Origin of the sequence: Myxococcus qinghaiensis, assembly GCF_024198215.1 — a bacterium.
GTDB lineage: Bacteria > Myxococcota > Myxococcia > Myxococcales > Myxococcaceae > Myxococcus > Myxococcus qinghaiensis.
This window is the reverse complement of sequence record NZ_JAKCFA010000004.1, coordinates 187,515-213,058: the sequence shown is the minus strand read 5'-3', so window position 1 is coordinate 213,058 and position 25,544 is coordinate 187,515. Positions and strand designations below refer to the sequence as shown.

General features: G+C 70.0%; 24 protein-coding genes. 12 read left to right on the top strand and 12 right to left on the bottom strand.

The window, feature by feature from the left end:
- The first annotated feature begins 32 nt into the window (after nt 1–32).
- Both LZ199_RS08525 and aat read left to right on the top strand, forming a co-directional pair.
- Nucleotides 33–875 carry an LEA type 2 family protein gene (locus LZ199_RS08525; protein ID WP_253993151.1) on the top strand — a complete coding sequence of 281 codons (843 nt, stop codon included), beginning with the start codon at nt 33–35 and terminating at the stop codon, nt 873–875.
- Between the two features lie 12 nt (nt 876–887).
- Nucleotides 888–1,586: a leucyl/phenylalanyl-tRNA--protein transferase gene (aat, locus tag LZ199_RS08520; protein WP_253993150.1), complete on the top strand. Its 699-nt coding sequence runs from the start codon at nt 888–890 to the stop codon at nt 1,584–1,586.
- A 12-nt stretch (nt 1,587–1,598) separates the two neighbouring features.
- Here the strand turns inward: aat and LZ199_RS08515 are convergent, their stop codons facing one another.
- Nucleotides 1,599–2,591, bottom strand: a complete 993-nt coding sequence (locus LZ199_RS08515) for a WD40 repeat domain-containing protein (protein ID WP_253993149.1) — start codon at nt 2,589–2,591, stop codon at nt 1,599–1,601.
- A gap of 58 nt (nt 2,592–2,649) precedes the next feature.
- On the bottom strand, nt 2,650–3,645 hold the full coding sequence (locus tag LZ199_RS08510; protein WP_253993148.1) for a hypothetical protein: 996 nt from the start codon (nt 3,643–3,645) through the stop codon (nt 2,650–2,652).
- 260 nt (nt 3,646–3,905) lie between these two features.
- On the opposite strand from LZ199_RS08510, the gene LZ199_RS08505 reads away from it, so the two are divergent.
- Nucleotides 3,906–5,459 (top strand): LVIVD repeat-containing protein, encoded by a 1,554-nt coding sequence (locus LZ199_RS08505; protein ID WP_253993147.1) that lies wholly within the window; start codon nt 3,906–3,908, stop codon nt 5,457–5,459.
- On the opposite strand, the gene LZ199_RS08500 is transcribed toward LZ199_RS08505, so the two are convergent.
- Complete coding sequence (locus LZ199_RS08500) at nt 5,456–6,241, bottom strand: pilus assembly protein N-terminal domain-containing protein (RefSeq protein WP_253993146.1); 786 nt, start codon at nt 6,239–6,241, stop codon at nt 5,456–5,458. The genes LZ199_RS08505 and LZ199_RS08500 overlap by 4 nt on opposite strands.
- A gap of 54 nt (nt 6,242–6,295) precedes the next feature.
- On the opposite strand from LZ199_RS08500, the gene LZ199_RS08495 reads away from it, so the two are divergent.
- Nucleotides 6,296–7,639 carry a hemolysin family protein gene (locus LZ199_RS08495; protein WP_253993145.1) on the top strand — a complete coding sequence of 448 codons (1,344 nt, stop codon included), beginning with the start codon at nt 6,296–6,298 and terminating at the stop codon, nt 7,637–7,639.
- 59 nt (nt 7,640–7,698) lie between these two features.
- Here the strand turns inward: LZ199_RS08495 and LZ199_RS08490 are convergent, their stop codons facing one another.
- Genes LZ199_RS08490 through glgA form a run of 3 tightly spaced genes read right to left on the bottom strand, consistent with a single transcriptional unit; the run spans nt 7,699 to nt 10,573 of the window.
- Nucleotides 7,699–8,187: an LEA type 2 family protein gene (locus LZ199_RS08490; RefSeq protein WP_253993144.1), complete on the bottom strand. Its 489-nt coding sequence runs from the start codon at nt 8,185–8,187 to the stop codon at nt 7,699–7,701.
- A complete protein-coding gene (locus LZ199_RS08485; protein ID WP_253993143.1) occupies nt 8,187–9,104 on the bottom strand; it encodes a serine/threonine protein kinase in 918 nt (305 codons plus the stop codon). The genes LZ199_RS08490 and LZ199_RS08485 overlap by 1 nt, the downstream gene beginning before the upstream one ends.
- A 35-nt stretch (nt 9,105–9,139) precedes the next feature.
- On the bottom strand, nt 9,140–10,573 hold the full coding sequence (gene glgA, locus LZ199_RS08480; protein WP_253993142.1) for a glycogen synthase GlgA: 1,434 nt from the start codon (nt 10,571–10,573) through the stop codon (nt 9,140–9,142).
- Between the two features lie 77 nt (nt 10,574–10,650).
- On the opposite strand from glgA, the gene pdxH reads away from it, so the two are divergent.
- The gene (pdxH, locus tag LZ199_RS08475) at nt 10,651–11,235 is read left to right on the top strand and encodes a pyridoxamine 5'-phosphate oxidase (RefSeq protein ID WP_253993141.1); all 585 of its coding nucleotides are present in this window, start codon (nt 10,651–10,653) and stop codon (nt 11,233–11,235) included.
- Nucleotides 11,236–11,252: 17 nt separating this feature from the next.
- Here pdxH and LZ199_RS08470 read toward each other — a convergent pair whose 3' ends face one another.
- Nucleotides 11,253–11,951: an SDR family oxidoreductase gene (locus LZ199_RS08470; RefSeq protein ID WP_253993140.1), complete on the bottom strand. Its 699-nt coding sequence runs from the start codon at nt 11,949–11,951 to the stop codon at nt 11,253–11,255.
- A 97-nt stretch (nt 11,952–12,048) separates the two neighbouring features.
- Between LZ199_RS08470 and hemG the strand changes: the two genes are divergently transcribed.
- The 4 genes from hemG to LZ199_RS08455 all read left to right on the top strand — a co-directional run bounded on the left by hemG (nt 12,049) and on the right by LZ199_RS08455 (nt 15,513).
- The gene (hemG, locus tag LZ199_RS08465; RefSeq protein ID WP_253993139.1) at nt 12,049–13,422 is read left to right on the top strand and encodes a protoporphyrinogen oxidase; all 1,374 of its coding nucleotides are present in this window, start codon (nt 12,049–12,051) and stop codon (nt 13,420–13,422) included.
- Nucleotides 13,423–13,530: 108 nt separating this feature from the next.
- The gene (locus LZ199_RS46065; protein WP_256568933.1) at nt 13,531–13,653 is read left to right on the top strand and encodes a hypothetical protein; all 123 of its coding nucleotides are present in this window, start codon (nt 13,531–13,533) and stop codon (nt 13,651–13,653) included.
- A gap of 31 nt (nt 13,654–13,684) precedes the next feature.
- Nucleotides 13,685–14,740 (top strand): sensor histidine kinase, encoded by a 1,056-nt coding sequence (locus LZ199_RS08460; RefSeq protein ID WP_253993138.1) that lies wholly within the window; start codon nt 13,685–13,687, stop codon nt 14,738–14,740.
- Nucleotides 14,737–15,513, top strand: a complete 777-nt coding sequence (locus LZ199_RS08455) for a LytR/AlgR family response regulator transcription factor (protein WP_253993137.1) — start codon at nt 14,737–14,739, stop codon at nt 15,511–15,513. The genes LZ199_RS08460 and LZ199_RS08455 overlap by 4 nt, the downstream gene beginning before the upstream one ends.
- Before the next feature lie 159 nt (nt 15,514–15,672).
- On the opposite strand, the gene LZ199_RS08450 is transcribed toward LZ199_RS08455, so the two are convergent.
- The 3 genes from LZ199_RS08450 to LZ199_RS08440 form a co-directional block, all read right to left on the bottom strand.
- Complete coding sequence (locus LZ199_RS08450) at nt 15,673–16,431, bottom strand: TolB family protein (RefSeq protein ID WP_253993136.1); 759 nt, start codon at nt 16,429–16,431, stop codon at nt 15,673–15,675.
- A gap of 217 nt (nt 16,432–16,648) precedes the next feature.
- On the bottom strand, nt 16,649–18,130 hold the full coding sequence (locus tag LZ199_RS08445; protein ID WP_253993135.1) for a hypothetical protein: 1,482 nt from the start codon (nt 18,128–18,130) through the stop codon (nt 16,649–16,651).
- 253 nt (nt 18,131–18,383) lie between these two features.
- Nucleotides 18,384–19,874: a glutamate--cysteine ligase family protein gene (locus LZ199_RS08440; protein ID WP_253993134.1), complete on the bottom strand. Its 1,491-nt coding sequence runs from the start codon at nt 19,872–19,874 to the stop codon at nt 18,384–18,386.
- A 149-nt stretch (nt 19,875–20,023) separates the two neighbouring features.
- On the opposite strand from LZ199_RS08440, the gene rlmN reads away from it, so the two are divergent.
- Both rlmN and LZ199_RS08430 read left to right on the top strand, forming a co-directional pair.
- Nucleotides 20,024–21,103 carry a 23S rRNA (adenine(2503)-C(2))-methyltransferase RlmN gene (rlmN, locus tag LZ199_RS08435; protein ID WP_253993133.1) on the top strand — a complete coding sequence of 360 codons (1,080 nt, stop codon included), beginning with the start codon at nt 20,024–20,026 and terminating at the stop codon, nt 21,101–21,103.
- Nucleotides 21,104–21,300: 197 nt separating this feature from the next.
- Complete coding sequence (locus LZ199_RS08430; protein WP_163866455.1) at nt 21,301–21,684, top strand: hypothetical protein; 384 nt, start codon at nt 21,301–21,303, stop codon at nt 21,682–21,684.
- Here the strand turns inward: LZ199_RS08430 and LZ199_RS08425 are convergent.
- Together LZ199_RS08425 and LZ199_RS08420 are read right to left on the bottom strand one after the other, a co-directional pair.
- Nucleotides 21,674–23,296, bottom strand: coding sequence for an adenylate/guanylate cyclase domain-containing protein (locus LZ199_RS08425; protein WP_253993132.1), 1,623 nt, complete (start codon nt 23,294–23,296; stop codon nt 21,674–21,676). The genes LZ199_RS08430 and LZ199_RS08425 overlap by 11 nt on opposite strands.
- 31 nt (nt 23,297–23,327) lie before the next feature.
- A complete protein-coding gene (locus tag LZ199_RS08420) occupies nt 23,328–24,182 on the bottom strand; it encodes a metallophosphoesterase family protein (RefSeq protein ID WP_253993131.1) in 855 nt (284 codons plus the stop codon).
- A 287-nt stretch (nt 24,183–24,469) separates the two neighbouring features.
- Between LZ199_RS08420 and LZ199_RS08415 the strand changes: the two genes are divergently transcribed.
- The gene (locus LZ199_RS08415; protein WP_253993130.1) at nt 24,470–25,426 is read left to right on the top strand and encodes a hypothetical protein; all 957 of its coding nucleotides are present in this window, start codon (nt 24,470–24,472) and stop codon (nt 25,424–25,426) included.
- Nucleotides 25,427–25,544: the final 118 nt, after the last annotated feature.

Sequence of the window (25,544 nt, the reverse complement as noted above, 5' to 3'; positions counted from 1 at the left end):
AGCCCTTGGGGGCGGCTTCCGGGGTGCACACAATGTCTAGCGTGATGCGCTCGACTTCGCCCGTCGTCCAGCTTGCCGCACTGCTCATGGTGGGGCTGGGGTGTGCCTCGTCCCCCACCCGGCCGGCTGGTTCCGCCACCCTCACCTCACAGGACACGTCCGTGGTGTCGCAGGGGCTCACAGAGGCCACCCTGCGCTACAGCGCCCAGGTGGCCAGCGCCGCGCCCGGCGTGGTGGAGCGCGCCGACTACGAGCTGGTCTCCGAGGGGAAGGTGCTGAAGAAGGGCACCATGAAACTGGAGACGCGGCTTGAGCCCGGCACTCCGGGGGACGTGTCTTTTGAAGAGCGCGCGGCCTACGTACAGAGCGCGGAGGACCTGGCGCGGCTGAGCGCGCAGGGCGGCACGGTGCTGCTGGCGTTGCGCGGGGTGCTGGTGGTGCGCTCGGGGGACTCCGAGGAGCAGGTGCCCTTCGCCGCGAGTCGCGCGGTGCGCGTGCCCCGGCTGCCGACGATTGTGGTGGAGGAGCTGGATGGGGCGCGCTACTCCGCCGAAGAGGTGCAGCTCAACCTCCGGCTGGGTATCCAGAACCCCAACCCCTTCCCCCTGAAGCTCAGCGGGCTGACGTGGCAGATGGCGGTGGCGGGCAAGGCGCTGGACAGCGGGACGCTGGCGCAGTCGGACAGCGTGGATGCGTCCGCCACGGGGGTGTACCCGGTGGAGGTGGCGGTGACGAAGGACTCGTGGGGCCCGGAGGTGAAGGCGCTCATTTCGCGCGGAGTCCTGCCCTACGGGGTGACAGGAGAGCTGACCGGTCCACTGATGCGGGTGCCGTATTCACTCACGGGCGAGGTGAAGCTGAACGTGTCCCGGTAGAGTGCGCGGTGCGTGCCCATCTACCTGTTGAGTGACGAGCACCCGGAGCTGTTCCCGCCTCCGGAGCGCGCTGACAAGAGCGGATTGCTCGCCGTGGGCGGGGACCTGAGCCCGGAGCGGCTCCTGGCCGCGTACTCGCGCGGCATCTTCCCGTGGTTCAGCGAGGGGGACCCCATCCTCTGGCACTCGCCGGACCCGCGCTTCGTGCTGACGCCGGACACGCTGCACGTGGGCCGCAGCCTGCGCAAGACGATGGCGCGGGGCGAGTACGAGGTGCGCTACGACACGGCCTTCGCGCGCGTCATCACCGAGTGTGGCCGCGTGACGCGTCCCGGGCAGAACGGGACGTGGATTACGGACGAGATGCTGGCGGCCTACGTCGAGCTGCACGAGCGCGGCTTCGCGCACTCGGTGGAGGCGTGGCAGGGCGGCGAATTGAAGGGCGGGCTGTACGGCGTATCGCTGGGCGCGGCGTTCTTCGGTGAGAGCATGTTCGCGCTCGCGCCGGATGCATCGAAGGTGGCGTTCGTGTCGTCGGTGGAGCGCTTCAAGGAGTGGGGCTTCCAGCTCGTGGACTGCCAGGTGGAGACCGAGCACCTGGCGAGGTTCGGCGCGGAGTCATGGCCGAGGAAGCGCTTCCTCGCCGCGCTCCACAAGGCCCTGCGCGAGCCGACCCGGCAGGGGAAGTGGACGGAAGCTCCCGCGCGGTGACGCGCGGGGACCTCAGTCAGTCACGGCCCACAGCTCCACCGTGCCATCCCCCCGCCCCCAGGCCACGAGTCGGCCATTGGGTGAGAAGACCGCATCGCTCGTCTGCAGGTCATCGCCGTCGCTGGAGCGGAACAACTCCTCGCCGGTATCGAAGCGATGGACACCGAAGCCTCGGCCATCACGGGAGGCCGCGAGCAGGTCGCCCTGGGGATTGAAGCTCAGGTTGCATGCGTAGCCCCGGAAGCCAGGAAGCGTCTTCACCCGCCGATGCTCGCCCACGTGCACCACGGCGACATCCTCCGTGATGCCACCCACGACGAGAAGCGGCTCCGTCGGATGGAAGGCGAGGCTCCACGTCGTGGGCGCATCGACGGACAGCGCCACGGGGCGTGCCCCTTCGGCGATATCCCAGAGCCAGAGGTTCGTTCCCCGTCCGTCATCCGAAGTGAAGGTCGCCGCGGCGAAGCGCCCGTCCGGCGACAGCGCACACGCCGTCACGGACACGCCCCCGTCCAGCGGTGCGAGTTCGCAGTGAAGACGCCAGGACTTCAAGTCCCACACCAGAGGCGCATCGCCTTCCAACGGAATCAGCAGCGCCCGCTCCCCGCCCGCAGACATGGCGAACCGGATCATCGCATGAGTCAGGTGCTGCTCACGCACCAGCGCCCCGTCCTTCGTGGAGAGGGTCACCAGCCTCGGCCGCCACAGCCCCGAAATCGAGAGGTTCGCGGGCCCTACCGTCAGGATGCGCTCGGCGTCGAGCAGCATCGCTGCTCCCCCTTCGAACTGCTGCTCGTGGAGATGCAGCAGCCCCTCCGACGACGTCTCCACGTCCCACCACCGCAGCGGCGTTCCTCCGTTGCTCAGCGCGAGGAGCACGGCGCTCCCCGGTTCGAAAGCGAGCTTCTGGCCCGAGGTGTGCGACGGGAGCGAGGGACGGAGTTGCCCTACCTGCGTCAACCGCGAGGCATTGTCCGCGGTGATGCGCTGGAATCGAGAGTCCATGATGGAGCCGACCGAAGGCGGCGCCATCCCTGCCTGACATGGCCCGTGAAAATCGACCTCAGCGCTTCACCTTGCACGGAGACAGTGTGCGCCTGGTGAGAATCAAGTCCTCTTCCGTCGGACTCCCATAGCGCACCGCCTTCGGCGCGGCCTTCGGCTTCGCGGCCTCGTGCATGTAGAGCGAGCCCAGGTCCCGACTGAGCACGAACCTCAGCCCCGAGCTGTCATGCAGGCCACCGAAGAACTGCGTCCCACCATTGCGCAGCAGCGCCGGGGTGAGCGAGCCCGGCGGACGGTAGAGCAGCAACGAGAGGTCCTCGGTGGGCCAGTCGCACGGGTCCTTCTTCCCCTTGCGCTCCATCCACGACACCGTGAAGTCGCCCACCGTGGTGGTGTCATCCCAGCTCGTGCCAATGCGCTCCCACAGCCGCAGGCACTCCGGCGACTCGCAGTCGCGCGCAGGGATGAACTCCAGCACATCGGGCGGCAGGCCTTCTCCGTCCTTGCCCGTCTCGCGCTCGGTGGGCCGGCGCAGCTTGCACCCCGTGGGCTCGTCCTTCTGCCGCAGCGCCACCGGCGTACCGGACAGGCGCCCGGGCGGCAGCACGTCGCAGTCCACTTCAATCTCCGCCATGAGGAACGTCTTGCGGTCCGCGTCCGTCGCCCCCATCCGCACCGCCCACCAGTGGACGGGCAGCGCGCGACAGGCTGGCGCGTCCGCCTTGCCGAACACCCACAGCGGGAGGGTCGGGTCCGGCGCACCGTACCTTCGCGACTCCTCCTCCGGCACCCGCTTCACCCCGGAGCGCTCCCGCTCGCGGCCCTTGAAGAAGGTGTCCTTCGACTCGGGGATGATGGCCTGGTGCACCAGCCAGCCCGAGCCCTCCATGCCCACCTGCGCGCGCGGCGTGAAGGGCACCAGGTCCGGGCGCTTCGGACAGCCCCGCTCCGGCTCGGTGGGCGCGGTGAGCGACGCCTCACCATCATCGAACTGGGCACTCGCCCCCAGCGGCGCGAGCAGCAACAGGCCCAGCACCAGTGAAGTCGACCGCATCGAGAATCGCATCGGCTCCTCCAGAAGACCCCAGCGACATGACGCACCCGCACGTCACGGCCGGTCCGGAAACTTCGCGCCGTCATACCTCATGCCGGCCTCCTCACGGCACACCCTGAAGCGTCTCCAGCGTCGACCCTTCCCACACGGGCACGCCCACCCCCGCGCGGACACGACAGGCGAAGTCCCGGCCATCGCGATATGACCACCCCGACATCCCACCGATGCGAACACACTCCACTCACATCAGGATGAGCTCCATGCGTGCCCTGTTGATGCTGGCTGCGGTGACACTGGCCCTGACGGCCTGCAGTGACGACAAGCCACCACCGACTCCAGAGCCCTCGGGCGGCTCGGATGAGGGCGACTGGCAGGACACGGGCGCCTTCGCCGCGTGCACGGTGGACACGGCCTCGAATGCCTGCGGCAGCCTGGGCAGCTTCAACGCGAGCGCCTGCTCTCCTGGAGAGCTCGCGACGCTGGAGCTGGAGGGCGTCTACACCCTGCACGTCCGCGCGAGGAACCCGCGCTACGGCAACACCTACAACTTCTCGTCCCAGTCCATGCGGCTGGCCTCCACCGGCACCCAGTACGCAGGGGGCCTGACGCTGGACACGCGACAAGTGGGCGCGGGCGGCAACGTCTTCGTCTCCGGCTCGCGCACGGAAGGCACCAACGGCGTGCGTCGCCGCTCCTTCCTCGGCTGCCAGTCGCCCGAACCCGGACGGCTGCAAGGCTGCTACGTGGAATGTCTCAACGGACGCGTGGAGGGTGAAGGCACCTTCGACGCGATGAAGGTCACCGCCCGCGTGGACGAGCCGGAGTCCTCCGGCCTGGAGCGGGTGTCCGAGACGGCCGTGACGGGCCTGCCCGTGGACGTGTACGTCACGCTCGGACACGCCTACGTCGTCTCGCTCGGCGGCGGCCTCTTCGTCTATGACGTGAGCAACCCGAGCCAGCCCGTGCTGACGGAGCAAATCCGGCGCACCAATGACACGTACTGGAACGGCGTCTGGGCCCACGGCAACGCGCTCTATGTGGCCAGCGGCGTGCGCGGCGTCATCGTCTTCGACCTGACCGACCCCGCCCATCCCGTGGAGGTGTTCGCCACGGGCGGCTCGCGCACCAACGTGCACACCGTGTTCGTGAGCGAGAACACGCTGTTCGCCGCCTCGCCCGCGCCCACCGGCGAGGTGCTCCTCTATGACGTCACCCAGCCCCTGTCTCCGGAGCTGAAGGGCACCTTCCAGGCCGCGGGCTTCGACGCCGCGAGCTCCTACGGGCCGCACGACATGTTCGCCTTCGAGGGGCGGCTCTACGTCAACTTCTGGCGCGCCGGCTATGTCATCGGCGCGCTGGAGCCGAGCGGGACGCCCCGGCAGCTCGGCTCCTACCGCTACGCGCACTCCACCAGCCACGCCAGCGCCGTCGCGCGCTACGGCGACCGCATCATCGCCTTCGAGGGCGGCGAGGACTGGGGCGCGCACCTGCGCGTGCTCGACGTGACGGACCCGGCCTCCGTGAAGCTCATCGGCGAGCACCGGATGCGCGACTACGTCTCCATCCACAACATGGTGCTGTCCGGGACGAAGCTCTACGTCGCCTGGTACCACGAGGGCGTGCGCGTGCTGGACGTCTCCACCCCGGAGAGCCCGCGCGAGGTGGCCCACTACAACACCTTCCGGCCGGACGACGCGGGACGCGGCGAGAGCTTCTACGACGGCGCCATCGGCATCCGCGTGCCGGGCGATGGCTTCATCTACACGGTGGACACGTCGCGCGGCCTCATCATCCTGCGCGAGACGACGCCCTAGCCTCCGCGCTTCTTGCGCGGCGGCTTCTTCGGAGGCGGGGAGAGGATCTCCACCTCCACCGGCGGCTCCACCTGGACGGCGGGGCCCGCGTCCGGCACGGCGGCCGGAGGCTCCGAGGCCTTCAGCTCCACCCGGTCCTCCAGCGGCACGCGGCCCACGGAGCGGCGGAACAGCTCCCACAGCGCCCGGCGCCAGTCCTCGCGGCTCGCGGTGCCCGTCATCACCAGGCCCGCGCCGCTGTAGCTCGCCTCCAGGCCCAGCGGCTGGAGCGCGGCGACGACCGAGGCGAGCTGCTCCTGGAGCGCCGGAACATCGAAGGTCAGCTCCAGCTCGCGCGCCACGTACGCGTCCGTGCGCAGCACCTCCAGCAGCGCGGCGCGGCACGCGGCGTCCTTCACCGTGGCCGTGAGCGAGCGCTCCGCGCCCTGCGTGGCCTTCAGGTCCGGGCACGCCTTGCGCGCGGAGGCCAGCCTGGGCGCGACGTCCTCGGCGGGCGGATTTCCCACCGTGAGGCGCCACACCGCGAAGCGCCCCTCCGCGAACAGGAGGAGGAGCGTGCGCCCTTCCTTCTGACCGGTGAGCAACAGTTCGTTGGTGCCCGGGAGCACCTCGGCGCTGGCGATGGAGGCGTCCTCCACCTCCACCCACTCCACGGCCGCCAGCTTCTGGAAGCGCTCCTTGCCCGCCTCCAAGGGGAGGACCAGGTCCACCGGCCACGCGCCAGCGACGGCGGGCACGAGGAGGGCCAGGAGTGCTCCAAGGGAATACATGCGAGCGGGCATCAGGGCTCCGGCGGGGTGGAACGGACCCTTAGCACGGGTTAAGAACGGGCCTCTATGCCTACCTGGGCCCTCTGGGTCGCCTGCCTGGCGCTGTGCTTCGTCAGGTCTCTGGTCGCCGCGGCGGAGTCCGCGCTTTACGGAACCTCCGACCTGCGCGCCCAGGAGCTGGCGGAGCAGCATCCGGGCGCGTCGAGCCGCCGCGTCCTGCGCCACAAGACGGAGCGCGAGGCCACCGCCACCGCGCTGCGGCTGGGCACGCTGCTGAGCGGCTTCCTCGCCGCGGCCATCGGCGCCTTCGTCCCGCCGCGCATGCTGGATTTGACGCGCTACGGTGAGGCCGCCTGGTTGCCGGTGGCCACCGTCGCCGCGGGCGCGCTGTTCGTCGGCGTGCTGGCCAGCCTCATGGAAGTCACCATGCGCGGGCTGGCCAACGCCAACCCGGAGCGTTGGGCGATGCGGTTGTCCGGCGTCGTGGCGCTGCTGGTGGCGGTGCTGTATCCGCCCATGCGCTTCGTGCTGGGCGTGCTCAACCTGGTGGCGCGCACGTTCGGCCGCACCCTGCGCTTCGAGCCCCCGCCTCCGCCGCTGGAGGAGCTGGAGAAGCTCCTGGCCGCGCAGGCCGCGAAGAACGAGGTCGACAAGAGCGCCCCGCAGCTCATCCGCTCCATCTTCGAGCTGTCCGACAAGCGCTGCCGCGACGTCATGGTGCCGCGCACGGAAGTCGTCACGGTGGACAGCACCATCTCCTCCGAGGACCTGCTGCGGCTGCTGGCCGAGGAGAACCACTCGCGCATCCCCGTGTACCGGGACGACGTGGACCACATCATCGGCGTGCTGCACGCGCGCGACATCATCCCGCTGCTCCAGCACCCGGAGCTCATCGTCCTCCAGGACATCATCCGCCCCGCGCACTTCGTGCCGTGGATGAAGCCCATCGGCGACCTGCTGCGCGACATGCAGAAGCGCAAGATTCACATGGCCATCGTCGTCGACGAGTACGGCGGCTTCATGGGAATCGTCACGCTGGAGGACATCCTCCGCGAAATCGTCGGCGACATCGGCGACGAGTTCGAGGTGGAGGAGAAGCAGGTGGAGAAGATGGCCGACGGCAGCTTCATGGTGGACGCCGCCATGGAGGTGGACCGCTTCACCCAGGCCTTCGGCTTCCCGCTGCCCGAGGGCGACTTCGACACGCTGGGCGGCTACCTGTCGTCGCTGGCGGGGCACCTGCCCGACGTGGGCGAGCGCTTCACGTACAACGGCTGGCAGTTCGTCGTCGCCAACAAGGAAGGCGCGCGCATCGACCGCGTGCGCATGGCCCGGCTCAAGAGCGCCACACCCGGCAAGGAGCCCCGCGCCAAGGAGTCTCGCGCGGAGTCCCCCGCCGCCAAGTCCTGAGCGGTACGGCCCGCGTGCCCGGTTGCCTCGCCGCCAGGAGCGGCGCGGGCACCTGCACTTCAGTCGACCGGGCCGTCGAGCGGCGGCACGTGCGTCAGCTTCTGTGAGCCCTGCACCCGGAAGGGCGCGCGCCGCTCCGTGCGCCCGAAGCGCAGCACCACGCCACCGCGCACGCGCACCGGCACCGCCGCCTCTCCGGTGACGGCGGTGACGCGCTCGGCGGCCAGCGGGAAGAGCACGCGCAGCGGAGCGCTCCCATCCGGAGGCAGCGCCGCGTCCACGTGCTGCTGCCCGGCGGCGACGCGCCGTCCCTCCACCCACAGCTCGAAGTCCACCGACGTGAGCGTGGCCGCGTCCGACGAGGGGTTGCGTATCTCAAGGCCCACGTCGAGCACGCCCGAGCCGTCCGCATGGAAGTCCACGCTCAGCGACTCGACCCGCACCGCGTCGTCATACGCGCGCGGCTGGAAGGGCACCGCGCCCAGGCACCCGGAGCCCACGAGGGCGGCCCCCATCAGCACCGCCAACAGCTCGCGACGCGCGCGCATCAGCCGCCCAGCAGGGGCTGGAGCGCCTCCACCGTGAGGGGCCAGCCCGCGCGACGGGACAGCGCCTCCAGCGCCTTGATGAACTCCGCCGCCGTCTGGAAGCGCCGCACCCGGTCCGCGAACAGCGCCTTGCGCACCACCTGCACCGCGTAGTCCGGCAGGTCCGACGTCACCGACGACAAGAGCGGCACCCGCCCGTCGCGCACCCGGTGCATCAGGTCCGACTCGTTGTCCCCGGTGTGCAGCCGCCTGCTGGCGAACAGCTCCCACAGGATGACGCCCACCGCGTACAGGTCCGTGCGCGCATCCACCGCCTGCCCCAGCACCTGCTCGGGGCTCATGTACGGCAGCGTGCCGCGCAGCGCCCCCGCGTCCCCGCGCATCATCCCTTCGACTTCCGCCACGCCGAAGTCCGTCACCTTCACGTCGCCGTTGATGCCCAGCAGCACGTTGGCCGGATTCACATCGCGGTGGACGATGGTGGCGCCGTTCTCCCCCACCTTCGCCCGGTGGATGTAGTCGAGCGCCTTGAGCATGCACCAGGCGATGTAGCAGGCGGACTCGGGCGGCATCGCCGCGCCGGCCTTGAGCAACAGCTCCTGCATGTAGCCGAGCGTCCGGCCACTCACGAGCTCCTGCACCATCAGGTAGTCCGGCCCCGCCTTGAACAGGCGGAACGTCCTGACGATGTGCGCATGTCTCAAGCGCACCGTCAGCTTCGCCTCGTCGACGAAGGCCTTCACATAGGCCGTGTCGCTGCGAAACGACGGATGCAGTCGTTTGATGACGACTTCGTCTGGCTCGCCGGGCGACCGCTGCGTCGTGGACCGGGCTCTCGCCTGGTACACCTCCGCCATGCCGCCGACAGCCAACCGGCCGACTACCTCATAACCACCCAGGTCCGGAGCTTCCGCCACGGCACAAGCCTACTGCGATTTTCTATCCGCACCCATTATTCAGCGACGAGACCTGAATACAGGCTCTCGTACCGGGTGGCGGAGGCATCCCAGGAAAAGTCCTTCTCCATGCCCCGGCGCCGGAAATCCGCGAGTCGAGGCGGGTCCGCGTAGAGGGAGAGGGCCCGGCGGAAGGCGGCCAGGAGGGCGGCCCGGTGGAAGGCCTCGAAGAGGATTCCGTTGCCGTCCAGCCCGCCCTCCACCGTATCCACCAGCCCGCCCGTGGCCCGGACGATGGGCACCGTCCCGTAGCGCAGGGAGTACATCTGATTCAGGCCGCACGGCTCATACCGGCTGGGCATGAGGAAGAAGTCCGCCCCCGCCTCCACCAGATGTGACAGCGCCGGGTCGAAGCCCAGGTGCACGGACACCTGTCCCGGGTAACGGGCCTGCAACGCGCGCATCCCCTCCTCCAGCGGGCCCTCGCCGCTGCCCACGCCCACGAAGCGGATGTCCGCCTGGAGCGCGGAGGGCAGCGCCTCCAAAAGGAGGTCCATGCCCTTCTGCCACGCCAGCCGGCTGACGATGGCGAACACCGGCGCGTCGCCCTCCGGCAGCCCGAAGCGCTGGAGCAACTCGCGCTTGCACACCGCCTTGCCCTCCATCTCCCGGGGATTGAAGCGCGCGGGGAGGAAGGGGTCCGTGGCCGGGTTCCACTCGTGGGTGTCCACGCCGTTGAGGATGCCATGCAGCCGGTGGGCGCGGCGGCGCAGGAGGCCGTCCAGGCCGTAGCCCTGCTCGGGCGTCTGGATTTCACGCGCGTACGTGGGCGACACCGTGGTGAGCGCGTCGGCGAAGACCAGGCCCCCCTTGAGCAGGTTGACGGTGTCGTAGAACTCCAGGCCCCCCTCGGAGGTGAACAAGTCCCAAGGCAGGCCGAGGTCCGCCATCGTGTCCTTGGGGAACTGGCCCTGGTACGCGAGGTTGTGGATGGTGAACACGCTCTTGGCCCGGCCCAGCAGGGTGGCCTGGAAGCCGCGGCGCAGCGCCACCGGGACGAGCCCCGTCTGCCAGTCGTTCGCGTGGATGATGTCCGGCGCGAAACCCAACCGCTGGGCGGCCTGGAGCGCGCCCACGGACAGATAGGCGAAGCGCCGGGGGTTGTCGCCGAACTCGCCGGACGCGTCGCCGTACAGGCCGTGGCGGTTGCCGAAGAAGTGCTCGTTCTCCAGGAAGAGGACCTCCAGCCGCTCCGACACCCGCGCGGAGAGGATGGGGCCGCCCTGCTCTCCGAAGGGGAAGCGCAGCTGGAGCGACTGCCCCGTGGGCGACAGCCTCCCGGCGTCCCGCAGGTCGCGGTAGCGCGGGGTGACGACCTTGACGTCATGGCCCAGCGCGGCGAGCGCGACGGGCAGCGCCCCCGCCACGTCCCCCAGGCCTCCCGTCTTGGAGAACGGCGCCACCTCCGAGGAGATGAAGAGAATCTTCATGTGACAACCATGACGGTTGCACGGGATGAGTCAACCGCGAACGTGCGCGCCCTTTTCCCGTCCCGTATGTTGCGCCCGTGCTGATACCTCCCGACCCCATCCAGCGATTCTCGGACGTCTTCGAGCGAGCCAAGAAGGCCATCCCGGTGGACCCCAACGCGGTGGTGGTGGCCAGCGTGGGCCCCGACGGCCGCCCCAGCGCGCGCGTCGTGCTGCTCAAGGACTTCGATGAGCGCGGCTTCGTGTTCTTCACCAACCACGAGAGCCGCAAGGGCCACGAGCTGCTCGCCCACCCCTTCGCCGCGCTGTGCTTCTACTGGCCGCCCTTGGAGGAGCAGGTCCGCGTGGAGGGCCGCGTGGAGGTCGTCTCCAACGAGGAGGCGGACGGGTACTTCAAGCGCCGCGCGCGCGGCAGCCAGGTGGGCGCGTGGGCCAGCCTCCAGAGCCAGCGCCTGGGCTCGCGCGACGAGCTGGAGACGCGCGTGGAGGCGGTGGAGAAGCAGTACGCCGGGGGCGACGTGCCCCGGCCTCCGCACTGGTCCGGCTTCCGCGTAGTGCCGGACCGCATCGAGTTCTGGCACTCGCGCACCAGCCGCCTGCACGACCGACACCTGTACCTGCGCGGGCCGGATGGCTGGCAGGCACAGATGCTGTATCCGTGACTCGATTCCGCGTGCCGCTACCAGGGCACCTCTTCGCCCTGGTAGTCGAAGAAGCGGCCACTGTGCTCGGCGCGCAGCCCATCGATGATGTTCAGCATGCCACGCACCGAGTCTCCCGGCGGCAGCGGCGCGTCCGGCCCGCCCATGTCCGTCTGCACCCAGCCGGGGTGGAGCAACACGGAGACGATGCCCTGGCCGCGCAAGTCATTGGACAGGTTGCGCACGCCCATGTTCAGCGCGACCTTGGACATCCGATAGGCATACGCGCCGCCCTCGTTGTTCGCGGCCAGCGAGCCCATCCGCGAGGTGACGTGCGCCACCTTTCGAGCCACCCCGCGCAGCAGTGCGGGCAACAGCGCGCTCGTCACCCGCAGGGGGCCCAGCGCGTTGACGGCGAACGTGCGCACCACGTCCGCGTAGTCCACGTCCGTCAGGGCGCACCACAGCCCCGGGACTCCCGCGTTGTTGATGAGCACGTCCACCGGCTCTCCACTCACGGCCGAGGCGAAGGCCCTGACGCTCTTCTCCTCCGCCACGTCGAGCGCGTGGATGCGCAGGCGCCCCGCACTGCCACGCTTCAAAGGCTCCAGCCGCTGCAGTCCCTCCTCGGTGCGCACCCCGGCGTCGACGATGTCGCCGCGCTCGAGGAGCTGGTGGACGAACTCGAAACCAATGCCCCTGCTCGCTCCGGTGATGACGTAGCGCATACCCTTCATTAACGCGCCGAATGCTTGTCCTTGGCAAAACACACAACGTCGACGGTTACTGAGTGCACGCTGGTCACCGGAAAATTTGATTCAGGAGGGACAACCGATGACTGTCGCCGTCGTAGGAGGTGGGATTTCAGGTCTGGTCGTCGCCTGGCGATTGCGCTCACGCGGTAGGGATGCCGTTGTCCTGGAGACATCCTCCCGGCTCGGCGGGGCAGTAGGCACCCGCGAGCAGCAAGGCTTCCTCCTGGAGACGGGCCCCAACAGCTTCCTGGACCGGGAGCCCGCCACGCGAGAGCTGGCATCCGCGCTGAACCTGGAAGGCAGGATTCGAGCGGCGGACCCGGCGGCGAAGCGACGGTATGTCTACACGCGGGGCCGGCTGCGCTCGGTGCCCGCCTCCCCGCCCGCGTTCCTCGGCTCGGACATCCTTCCGCTGGGCGCGAAGCTGCGCGTCGTGGGAGAGCTGTTCAGCGGCCGCGCGGCGACGGGCGTGGACGAGTCCCTGGCGGACTTCGGCCGCAGGCACCTGGGCCGCACCGCGACGCGGGTGCTGCTGGACGCGGTGCAGACGGGCATCTTCGCCGGAGACGTGGAGCGGCTGAGCGTGGGCGCCACGTTTCCGCAGCTCGTGAAGCTGGAGCGGGAGCACCGCAGCCTCATCCTCGGCGCCATTCAAGCGCAGCGCGCCCAGCGCAAGGCCCTGCCCTCGGGCTCGACGCCGAAGCTGAGCGGCGCGCTGAGCACCTTCGAAGGCGGCCTGGGGACACTCATCGACACGCTGGGCGCCTCGCTGGGGGACGCCATTCACCTGGGCGCCACGGTGGAGGGCCTGACACGCGTGGACGGCGGCTGGCGGCTGGCGGTGAGAGAGCAGGGACGGCGGGCGGAGCTGGACGCGAGTCAGGTGGTGCTCGCGGCGCCCGCGTACGTGACGAAGGGGCTGCTGCAGCCGCTGGACGCGGAGCTGGCGGCGCGCGTGGGCGGCATCGAGTACGCGCCGATTGCGGTGGTGCACCTGGGCTTCGACGCGGGGACGACGCCCGCGCCGGACGGCTTCGGCTTCCTCGTGCCTCCGGCCGAGGGGCGACGCCTGCTTGGCGCCATCCACGCCTCCACCGTGTTCCCCTTCCGCGTAGAGGCCGGCCGCGTGCTGTACACGTGCATGGTGGGCGGCGCGAAGCGGCCGGACCTGGTGGGCCTGGACGAGCCCGCGCTGGTGGCGCTGGCGCGCGAGGAGCTGAAGGCGCTCGCGGGTGTCACCGCGACGCCGTCACTCACGCAGGTGTACCGCTGGCCCCGGGGCATCCCCCAGTACACGGTGGGACACCTGGAGCGGATGGCGGCCGTGGACCAGGGGCTCGGCCGCTGGCCCGGGCTCCACCTGACGGGCAACGCCTACAAGGGCGTGGGGCTCAACGACTGCATCCGCAACGGGCTCCAGCTCGCGGACACGCTCGTGGCAGCGGGGCCCTGAGGGCGACTGCTCGAGGCCGGGAAACGACCGTCCAGGGAGGAGCGGACAGCGCGGAGCAAGGGCTACGTCAGACTGGGCAGGCATGCTGCCAAGACTCCGGAGCCCGCAATGCTCACCCTGCCCACGCCCCTCCTCGTCCTCGCGGCCATCCTCCTCTTCCCCGTCGTCCTCGCCGGCAGCATCCTCGTCGATGCCTTCGAGCTGGAGGTGGACGAGCAGCCCGCGCAGTGAGAAGTCCAAGGGTGTAGGCTCCCGCTGGAGCATGTCGGAGAAGCCTGAAGGGTCCATCGTCCGCGCCACGCTGCGGGCCCTCGCGGAGCCCCGCAGGCTCGTGCCCATCCTCCTGGTGTCCGCGCCCCTGGTCGCCGCGCAGACGCGCTTCAGCCACGAGCCGCTCGCGCCCCACCTGGGCGTGCTGATGTGCCTGCTCTTCGTGGGCGTGGCCCCCGTCTCCTACCGCGTCCTCTTCCCGGGCGGCCTGGACTTGAGCCACGGCGGCGTGCGCGTGCTGATGTACGGCACCGTGGGCAGCGGCGTGGTGCTCACCTCCGGCTTCGTGCTGCCGAAGCTCCTGGGCATGGGGACCACCTTCCTGACGCAGCCCACCAACCTCATCGTTTGCAACGCCCTGTTCCTGGTGGGCGGCTGGGGGCTGGGGCGGGACATCGGCTTCGAGGAGTCGCTGGCCAAGGAGCGCGCCCGCGCGGCCCGCTTCGCGCTGGAGGCGGAGCAGGCGCAGCTGCTCGCGCTGCGCAGCCACCTGGACCCGCACTTCCTCTTCAACACACTCAACGCCATCGCCGAGTGGTGCCGCGAGGACGGCGCCGTGGCCGAGGCCGCGGTGCTGCGGCTGTCCACCATGCTGCGCTCGGTGCTCGCCGGCGTGCGCAAGGCGACCTGGCCCCTGTCGGAGGAGCTGGCGCTGATGCGCACCCTCTTCGACCTGCACCTCTTGAGGGACCCGGACCTGTTCCAGCTCACGCTGGACGTGTCCACCGGCGCGGAGAACGTGCAGGTGCCGCCGCTCGTGCTGCTGCCCCTGGCGGAGAACGCGGTGAAGCACGGCCCGGCCGCGGGCCACCGGGGCCTGCTCTCGCTGGGCGTCCGCGTGCGCGAGCAGGACGTGGAGGTGGCGATTGAGAACCCCGGCGCCTCCAAGGGCCCTCGCGAAGGCAGCGCGGGCCTGCCCACCGTGGAGCGCCGCCTGGCCCTCGCCTACGGCGACCGGGCGCACCTGGCGTTGAGCAGCGACCAGGGCCGCACCCGCGTCACCGTCACCCTGCCCCGCTCGGGCCCCTTGCATGGAGTCGTCACGTGAGCCCACCCCTGCGAGTCCTCATCGCGGATGACGAGCTGCTCGCCCGCAAGCGGCTGTCGCGCCTGTTGGGCGCCCTGCCCGACGTGGAGGTGTGCGGCGAGGCCGCGGATGGAGAGGCCGTGCTCGCCGCGGTGCGCGCGGGCGGCGTGGACGTGGTGCTGCTGGACATCCACATGCCGGGCCTCAGTGGACTGGACGCGCTGGCCCTCCTGCCCGAAGGACGCCCGCGCGTGGTGCTGTGCACCGCGCACGCCGAGCACGCCGTGGAGGCCTTCGAGCACGGCGCCGTGGACTACGTGCTCAAGCCCGTGGAGCCCGCGCGCCTGCAGAAGGCCTTGGAGCGCACCCGCGCGCGACTGGAGGCCGACGCCCGCCCGCGTGAAATGACGCCGTCCGCGGAGAAGGCCACGGCGCCGCGCGCGCTGCCCCGGCTGCCCATCCCCACGCGCCAGGGCATCGTCCTGGTGGACCCGGAGACGATTTCCCACGCGTCGCTCGACGACGAGCTGGTGACGGTGTTCACCACGCAGGGCGAGTTCCTCACCGACTTCACCCTCAACGAGCTGGCGGAGAAGCTGCCCGAGGAGCTGTTCCACCGCGTGCACCGCAGGGCGCTGCTCAACCTGCGTCACGTCGCGCGGCTGGAGCCACTGGAGACGGGGGGCTACCTGGCACGCACGGCTCGGGGACACGCGGTGGAGGTCAGCCGCCAGTCCGCTCGGGAGCTGCGCAAGATGCTGGGGTTGCGCCGAGGCGCCGAGGACGAGGGCTGAAGAAGCCCCGCGTGAGGTTTGCCGCGGCGAGCGAGGGCCTCCGTTGCCCCTCCGCCCCGCGCGCGGCCATTCAACCTCTGCTCCCGGCTCACTGCCTGACTCCCACCTTGGAGTCAGCCCTGCTCACGGCGCGCCCAGCTCGCGCCGCGCCTTGAACCGCTACTGCACGCTCACTTCGACCTGCACGTCGCGGCCGTTCACCTTGCGCGTGAAGGTCACGGTGCCACGCTCGGTCCACCGCGGAGAGGTGCCCTTGCCCAGGCTGTAGGCGGACGCGACGCCCAGGTCCTGGTTGAAGCTCATCACGCGGACTTCGCTGTCGCTCGTCTGGGACGTGAAGTAGACGATGATGCGGCGGTCATTCGGCGCCCACTGTACGCCGGTGCTGCTCGCGGGCGTGGGGACGAAGGCCGGGTCATTGGCCTTGGTGCAGTTCGCGTTGGTGACCTGGTCCAGGTCCTTGCCGTTGTGCTTCACGCTCCAGAACGAAGCCAGCCCCGAGCGCTTGTTCGACTGGAACAGGATGCGCTTGCCGTCCGGCGTCCACGACGGGTCCAGGTCGTCATGGCCCGACGTCAGCTTGTCGTCCTTGCCGTTCTTCACGTTGTAGACGTGCAGCTCGGTGCGCGTCACCGCGTCACCCACGTTCCACGAGTCCGGCAGCTTCGCGTAGACGACCTCGCGGCCATCCGGAGACACCGACGGCGCGCCACTGCGCTTCGCCACCAGCGTCGCCTTGCCATCCTGCACCGCGTACAGCGACTGGCTGCCGGTGAGGTAGACGATGATGCGGCGGTCCGCGACGAGCTCTTCCGTCTCCAGGGCGCCGGCCTGCTGCACCACGACGGTGTCCTGCGGGGAAGCGGCCTCCTCCAACTCCGGGGCTCCGCACGCGGCCAGCGCCAGGGAAGAAGCCATCCACATCACGAGCGTCCTACGACGAGCGAGGCTTCGGCCTTCATTCGGATGCATACGGTCCTCTGTGTGAAATTTCCGCTGCTGAGTACGAATAGTGACAAACCAGTCTGACCCGCACTCACGGGTATTTCACGTCAGAAGGCGGGAACAATCCACCGGGTCTCAACTCAGTCGGGATTGACCCGCTGAGTACATGACGAGCCTCTCTTGCAGCGCGTCACCGCGTCACGAACAGGGACGGTACACGCGCTGCGTCGTCACCGAGGACTTCTGAGAGAACCTGGTATGCAGGAGTTGGGAGCGCGAGGCCGGCACGCGCACAGCGGGCGGCCTCATCCAATGTGCGTGCGGGCGTGGTGCAGTAGGACTCGCGCCATTGGTCCTGGAGTGTCTGGGCGAAGCGCGCGCTCATCTGTTCCACCCGCTGCTCCAGCCAGGACTCCGGCGAGGTGAAGTTCGCGCGGCGGGGGGACACGTCGCCCGGGCCAAAGGTGACGTCGTGCTCGTAGGCGGACTCGGAGAGGTGGTCCTGGAGCACCGCCGACATGGGCCCACGCCGGACATCCAGTACGCCCGTGGACGACAAGGTGAGCTGGTGCTCCACCGACAGACGCAGCGCGTGGAACTCGAAGGTGCGAGCTACATCCCTGTAGCGCGTCACTTCGACGGTGAAGTTGCGCGTGTACGTGCGCACCTTGGTCACCTTGCGCGTCTGCTTCTTGCCGTCCTTGTCCGTGTACTCCTCCTCCGTGTCGTAGGGCTCCTCAATCGTCTCCTTGCGCTCCTCGTGGTCGGTGTAGGGGACCTTCTCGTAATAGGGGGCGGTCAGCTCGACGGAGCGGCTGTCGCGGAGCGTGGCGAAGCGGCCGGCCAGCGACAGCTCCGGGCGGGTGCGCGCGGCGGGAGAGAACCAGGGCGAGGACTCGAAGACGTGTGTGAGTCGGGAGCGCAAGAGGTCCATGCGCGCGGCGTCCAGGCCTTGCACGTGGCCCGTCCACGTCGGTGACGCGGTGAGCTCGGGGGCCGGGGGCGGCTCGGGGGCGAACTCGCGCCAGTGACGGCAGTAGCGCGACACCAGCTCCCGCCAGTGGGGCGCGTCCTCCGAGGGCACGTCGCGCAACCGCTGGCAGCCCTCCTTGCCGCTCTGGAGCACCACGGACTCCATCTCGCGGTGGATGACGACCATCTCCTTGTGCGCGAGCAGCGGCCGCTTGCGCACGAGCGTCTCCTCGGCGGTCAGCGCGTTCCCCTGCTTCGCGGGCGCGCCGATGGTGAGGCGCAGGTGCTTGTGCGTGCCCTCCATCTCCTCCAGCAGCGAGCTCTCCAGGCCGCCGTTCAGCTTGGAGTTCCACTGCGCGCGGCGGTCCAGGAAGCGCAGGAGGTCGTCCTCCGCCTTCTCGTCGATGCCCTCCAGCCGATAGCGTCGGGCGTTGCCCAGGAGCTGTCCCAGCGCCTTGCCGCGCAGGCCGTCGCGCTCGTTGACGAGGTCCTTCTCGAAGGGGTTCTTGGTGACCAGGTCGTCGTAGATGGCGGCGGCCTCGACGAACTGGCCGTTGCGAGCCAGCTCGTCCGCGCGACCGCGCAGGGTGGAGCAGGCACTACCGAGGACGACGAGCAGCAACAGAGACGGGAGGAGTCGGAGCATGAGCGCGGAGGCGGGGTGCTCGGCCGCTGACGTGCCGGGCGGGCTGATATTCAACCGCGAACAGGCCTCCTCGCAACGCACAACCCTCCAGACGCCCGCCCGGCGGGTCTCACGCTCCACGCCCTGGAGCCGAGGGCACGCGGGGCGTGGGGCTCCGCGACGAGCCAGCCGCTTCGAGCCTCACGCTTCAGGGCATCGCGCCGAGGCCACGCGGGGCGTGTGCCCCCTCGACGAGCCAGCCACCAGGGGCCTCATGCGCGGCGCGCCCGGGAGACGCTCCAGCAAGAGGAAGCCGCTCCCTCGCCGCTCACTCCGCGGGCCACTCGTGCACGGGCAGCCCGGAGGCGGCGTGCTCCATGTATCGCTCCAGCATCGCCGCCAGCGCGTCCTGGCGCGGCATCTGCGCCTCCAGGCGGGTCAGCATCTGCCTTTGCCAGCGCGCGCCCGTGCGCCGCAGCTCCACGCGCCGGGCGATGATGTCCAGCATCCGGTCCACCTCGTCGGCCTCCACTCCCGCCGACAGGAGCCCTCGCCGCGCCACCGGGATGAGCTGACGCAGCAGATCCACCACGGGCATGACGCGCGGGCTCGGCGCGGACTCGCCCGGCCACAGCAGCTCCGCGTCCAGCCCCCGCCGCGACGCGCGGATGAAGTTGCCCGCCGCATGCGCGAAGGGCAGCGCCGGCAGGAGCGCGTCCATGCGCTCGGCCAGCCCCAGCGTCAGCCCCAACAGGAAGGCGCCGTTGGCCGCCATGTCCACCACCGTGGGGCCCGCGGGCAGCGCGCGCAGCTCGATGCGCAGGTGCCCCGCGTCCTTCGGGTCATAGACGGCGCGATTCCAGGACCACACCGTGCCCTGGTGCAGGCGCAGCTCCTCCAGGCCGGGCACGCCGCCCTCCGCCACGCGCTCCAGCGCGGACTCCTTGCCCACCACCGGCAACAGCGGCGGATGCAGCGCCACCGCCTCCGCGAACAGCTCGTACGCGCCCTCGCGAGCCCACCCGTGGCCGAACGTCACGCGCGCATGAGGCTGGAAGCCTCCCTCGCCCGGCTCGCCCCGGTCATCCATCGCCTGACGGAACAGCGCCACCCGCGTCTCCTCCCAGAGCTTGCGCCCCAGGAACAGCGGCGAGTTCCCGGAGACGGCCAGCGCCGGCGCGGTGGCGAGCTGCGCGGCGTTGTACAGGCGCGCGAAGTCCCTCGGCGCCACGCGCAGGTGGAACTGGAGCGACGTGTTGGCCCCCTCCAGCGTCACGTCCTCCCACGCGAGCTTCAGCGCCTCCTCCTCCCCGCTGATGGCCACCTGGAAGGGGGCCGTGCGCCGCTGGCGGATGGCCGCGTTCAAGGCGTGGTAGCGCGTCTGCGCGGTGAGCGCGTGGGCGCCCAGGTCCGCCACCCGCAGCGTGGGGAGAATGCCGATGGCCGCCACCCGCGCGCCCTGCGTCGCCGCCGCGCGCCGCACCTCTCGCAGCGAGTCCTCGAACTCCGCCTGGAGCGCGGTGAAGGGCCGGCCCGCCAGCGGACCCGGGCTCAGGTTCACCTCCAGGTTGAAGCGGTCCACCTCCAGCGTCACGCGCGGGTCCTTCGTGTTCGCCAGCACCCGCTGGTTCACCGGCAGCGGAAAGCCCATCGAGTCGACGAGGAACAGCTCCAGCTCCGCGCCAATCGTCGTCGGTCCCTCTCCGAAGCCCGGCCGCGCCAGGAGCGCACGCAGCGCCTCCAGGTTCTCCGCGAGCCGCTGCGAGAACCGCGCGTAGTCCTCCGGTAGAAATTCCTCCTGCTCAATCGCGAGCCCCATGGCCGGAGAAGGTGTGCACGGTCGCCCGCACCGTCAGCTCCCACCAGGGGCTTGCCGGGCCGTCCGCCGTGCATACCGGGTGGGAGTCCAGCCCCGGCCCTCGCCCCCGGGTGACACCGGCCCGGGTGTGTTATCTGGAAACCCTGGCCATGCCGTCCGACACGCCCACCAACCTCTACGACTTGACGCGGCCCGCGCTGGGCGCGCTGTTGTCCGACTGGGGCTTCCGACCCCACCACCGCGACGTCTTGTGGACCGGGCTGTACCGCCAGCAGGCGCGCGCGCTCGACGAGGTGGAGGGCCTGCGCCCGGACTTGCGCGACACGCTGCGTGAGCGCACCCGCTTGAGCCACCTGTCCACGCACCACGAGGCCTTCAGCTCCGACGGCCACACCCACAAGCTCCTGCTGCGCCTGGAGGACGGCCAGACGATTGAAACCGTCCTCATGCGTTTCAAGGGACGGGCGACGGTGTGCATCAGCACCCAGGCGGGGTGCGCCATGGGCTGTGTCTTCTGTGCCACGGGACAGATGGGTCTTTCGCGCCACCTCACGCCCGGCGAAATCGTGGGGCAAATCCTCCACGTGCGGCGCATCCTCCGTGAAACCGGCGAGTCGCTGCGCAACGTCGTCCTCATGGGCATGGGCGAGCCCCTGCACAACTACGACAACACCCTGGCCGCGGTGGATGTCCTGGTGGACCCGCTGGGCCTGGCGATGGGGCCGCGCTTCATCACGCTGAGCACGGTGGGAGTGGTGCCCGGCATCCGCCGGCTCGCGGACGAGGACCGGCCCGTGCAGCTCGCCGTCAGCCTCCACGGCGCCACCGACGCGGAGCGCGCCGCGCTGGTGCCCGCCGGACGTCGCTGGCCGCTGGACGAGCTGATGGACGCGTGCCGCTACTACATCGCCCGTCGCAAGCGCCGCATCTTCTTCGAGTGGACGCTCATCGCCGGACGCAACGACACGTCGGAGCACGCGCACACGCTGGGCGCGCTCTTGGGCGGCATGGACGCGCACGTCAACGTCATCCCCCTCAACCCGACGGTGGGCTACAACGGAGACCCGAGCCAGCCCGCATCGGTGCGCGCCTTCCAGGACGTGCTGATGTCGCACGGTGTCCCCAGCACCGTGCGTCAACGCCGGGGCATCGACATCGACGCGGGGTGTGGTCAGCTCAAGTCCACCGTGGAGCGACGCTCCCGCCGTTCACTTCCCACCAGCCCGTGAGCGGGTGGCGGGTTGGGCGCGCGCATGTCAGCCGCCCTCGTTAACGTGCGCCGCCGGCGACCGAGGTCCCGGCCCCACACCTGATTTCGCATTCTTGTGTCGCTGGAGGACACCCGAGAGGTTTCCGCGGGGGGCCTCTTGCACGCTCCATGGCCGTGGGCACATTCTTTCCATCGGCTTCCCAGGGGAGGTGGGCGATGCTTTCCATCCAGGAGCACGCAACGACGGAAGAAGCGAGCAGCGACCTGCTCGACTTCATCCTCCAGCCGTCCAACTGGCTCGCGGCCGTACGTCGGGACTCTGAACCCGCCGTCTGGCCCGGGCAGAACACGCTCTATCAGCGGCGCGTGGGCGCGTTGCGCATCTGCGCATCCGTCGACGTCTCCGACGGGCTGGAGGTCTCACTCCACATCGCGTTCCGCGCGCCGGGCCTCACGCCGGTGAAGGCCGCGGACCACCTGGAGAGCTTCCTCAAGCAGCGGCTGCCGCTGACGCCCAACTCCGAGTGGCAGGTGGAGGTGGACGAGCGCCGGTGGATCCACTTCTCCCGGCGCTACGCGGCCTCGCACCTCACGGCGTGAGCGGGTCCATGCGGTAGTGGCGCAAGGGCTGCGCCACGTTCTTCACCGGCGTCTCCGTGAGCGCGCCGAAGCGCAGGCGCTGGATGAACGGCTCTCGCGAGTCCACCAGCGCCTCCCGCGCGCTCGCCATCACCAGCGTCTCCCGGAAGCCCGCGAGCGACTGGAGTCGCGCGGCTTGGTTCATCCCACTGGAGAAGGCGGTGTACTGCCGGTTGGGGCCGAAGAGGCCGCAGTTGGCGTTCGCCAGGTTGACGCCGACGGCGACGCCCAGGCCCGGCAGCTTCACGCGCTCGCACAGCGCCACCACTTCCTCGCGAGCGCCCAGCGCGGCGGTGAGCGCCTGGATGTCACACGCGGCGCGCACGGCGGCCTGCGCGCGCTCCACGCGGCTGGACTTGAAGAAGGGCGGGCCGAAGAGGCCGATGACGCAGTCGCCCACCATCTTGTCGAACACGCCGCCGTGCTCCCAGATGCTGTCCACGGCGCGCGCGCTCCACTCGTCCACGAAGCGGGCGATGCTGCGCGGGCTGTCGAAGCCGTGCTCGCAGATGCGGGTGAAGCCGTTGATGTCCGCGAAGAGGATGCCGACTTCCTGGTCCTGCGCGCGCAGGTGCTGGGCGTAGTTGGGGTCCTGCAACAGCGCGTCGATGATGGCGTTGGGGAAGAACTGCGACAGGTGGATGCGCTCGCGGTTGTAGTCGAGCAGGCGCTGGCTGAGCGTGGAGGCCAGGACGCGGATGAGGTCCATGGCGTAGGCGGAGAAACCCTCGTCGCAGGAGACGGCGATTTTTCCCAAAGGCTCGCTGGTGGCGGCGCCGGAGATGAGCACCGCCTCCGTGGTGCGGCCGGGGAGCAGCTGGTGCAGCGCTGAGACTTCGGCGGCCAGGAGCCGGTGGCCGTACTGGCGCAGGGCCTTCTCCAGATCCGGGCTGGGCTGCTCGCCGCTCTCGAACTCCAGGTGGCCATGGCGGTACATGCGGTAGTGCAGCACCTGGGCCTGCACCGCGTCGCGATAGAGCAGGAGGAAGGTCGGCAGGCGCACGCGCTGGGCCAGCGTCAGCACGGCCTGGTCCATGCCCACCTCGAACACGGGGTTGGCCAGGTGGGCGTTGCACTGGATGATGAGCTGGTGCTTCTCCGACGCGGTGTGGACCATGCACAGCACGGTGTCGAGCTGCTCGGCGATGGTGTCCAGCACGCGCAGGGCCCGCGCGGCGGCGTCCGGTGACGTGTGGTCGCCCTTGAAGAGCAGCCCGAAGGAGCCCACGCGGTCTCCGGCGACGTCGAGCGGCTGGGTGACGAGGGTGTCCTCTCCCAGGCGGCGGGGGCCGGAGGCGCCTTCCAGCAGGGGGCCGGGGAAGTCCTCGCCCCAGTCGCCCTCGGTCCAGGTCTGCACGCGCAGGTCCTCGTCGCGCGTGGTCAGCGCCACGGCGCGGGCGCCGGTGAGGGCGAGGATGGGCGGGAAGCAGCGGCGGAAGGACTGGGTGAGGTTCTCCCGTTCTCGGAGGCTCTCTTCCAGCAGGTCATCCACGGCGCGCTGAAGGGCGCGCAGCGCCTTGTACTCTTCCAGGCTCAAATCCGTGGACGGCGGTGCTTGCAGAGGATGCGTCATGGGCGCTTTCTACCGCCATGGACGCTGGCTGTCACAGGGCTGGAGTCTGGGGCTGCCCGCCCACCACCTGGCCCCCGGCCACCTCGATGAGCCAGTAGCCCTCGCGGCCGGCCTCGGTGGAGGACCCGGCGCCGAAGATGTGGGGGCGCTCGGTGGTGGCGGGGTGGTGGTAGCGATGGTGGATGTGGCCGTGGAGCACCGCGTAACGAGGGCCTGGGAGCAGGCGCAGCAGGGCCTGGGCGTCTCGCAGGCCGTGGTGCCAGTGGTCCGCCTCTCCCTTGCGGGTCAGCGGGGCGTGGTGGACGACGACGAGCACGGCGCGCCCGTCCAGCCGAGGGTCCTTCAGCAGGGCCTCGAGGCCCGCGAGCTGCGCGTCGCCGATGGTGCCGTAGGACAGGCCCGGGGAGAGAGGGACGCGGGCGGACAGCAGGCCCACCACGGCGGCCTCGGTGCCCACCAGGCGCACGAAGGGAAAGGCGCCTTCGCGGCGATACTCCGGCAGGTCGCTCTCCAGCAGGTGGCCGAAGTGGCTGGCGAAGCGGCCCTTCCGGTGGCTGCCCGGTGTGTAGACGTCGTGGTTGCCGGGGATGATGGTGCAGCGGCGCGGGTCGTCCGCGAGGGCGCCCAGGGCTTCACGGGCCCCCCGGAACTCGCTGTCGAGCGCGTAGGCCGTGAGGTCGCCGGAGAGGATGAAGTGGTCGGCGGCGTGGCGTTGCACTTCGCGGGCGATGGCGGAGAGGGCGTGGGGTGCGCGGGCGTAGCGCTTCGCGCGGCCACCCACGGTGAGCTCCACCAGGGCGACCCAGCGACGCCAGCCGAGCCGGCGCAGGGGGAGCGCGAAGTAGTCGTCGGTGATGTGGACGTCGGAGCAGTGGATGAAGCGCATCGAATCTCCCGCCCGGGCAACGGCCGGCCGGGTGCGGGCATTCTCCCTGGATGCGGATGGAGGGGAAGCGGCTTCTGTGTGCGAGCAGGCGGCCACCGGACATGCGCCATGACAGAAGAATGACGGAGCAATGGAGCCCACGCGACCATCGGCCTGGTCGAAGCCGGGATGATACCTCCATGGTTCAGCCCTTCCTCCGTGCGCTTCGCGGTACGCCCTCCAGCCACTTCCCACGGAGGACAGGGGCAGGGAGGTTCCACCGACTGCTTGTCCTGACGTTGCTCGCATTGTTCGTCCACGCCCCGCGCGCCGAGGCCGAGTCCATTGCACCGCTGACCCTCTGGACCCTGACTCAAGAGGCGGAGCTCGTCGTCTGGGCGGACGTGGAGCGAGTGAGTCCATTGCCACGGGTGGCCTATTCCTCGCCGCAGTTCCCGGACGACAGTGACGTCGCGACACTCAAGGTTCGGGAGACGTGGAAGAGTTCGGCGCCCCCGGGAGAGCGCATCGACGTCCACTTCTCGTCGAACCTCGATTGTCCAGCGCCTGCTCGCTACGAACCCGGCCTCGCGGTCGTCGCGTTCCTGATGAAGCAGCGTGGCCAATGGCACACCGTGGCCTACTCCTATGGGACTCGTTATCCAGAGGGTCCCTCGGAGGCGAAGGCCTTTCGCCGAGTGGTGATGGCGGCGAGAGAGGCACATGCCCTGAGGACGCCGGGCGGGAACGGCAAGGAGACACCCGAGTTCGAAGCGGCACGACGGGACTGGCATGTGCTCGCCGCGCTTCATCCAGCGACGCGCTGGGATGGACTGTATGGGGCGACGCTGGGCCCCGGACTGACCCAAACCCATCGACAGCAACTGGCTCGCGCGTTGGTGGAGCATCCGCCCTTCGACGCGGAGTTGTTGGAGTTTCTCGCCGCCCTGCGCGGGTTCCCCAGCAAAGCCGTCGACAGGAAGGTCGCGAGCATCCTCGATGCGCTCATCACCGAGAAGGAAGCACCCGCTTGGGCAGGGTTCGCGCTCGACCGGCTGCGCGAGAGATATGGAGAGAAGCCGGGATGGCGAAGGCCCTGGTACGAAATCCCCTCAAACGAACTTGATGAATCCAAGGCCGCAAACACCGCTGAAGTGGCGCGGGAATGGCTGGCCTTCAAGAAGCGCCACGGCCTGAAGCCCCGACCTCTTTCGCGTCTCTCACCCCGCCGGGTCCCCGGGCCTGGTGACGCTCCTTCTCCCTAGAGCCAGCCTCTCGGGTCCGTGAAGACCGTCGCGCGAGTGGGGAGGCTGCAACCTGGGCAGGCTCGTGATGAAAGCATGATGCAGCGATGGAGCCCGCATGAGTGACCTCCGGGCGTGA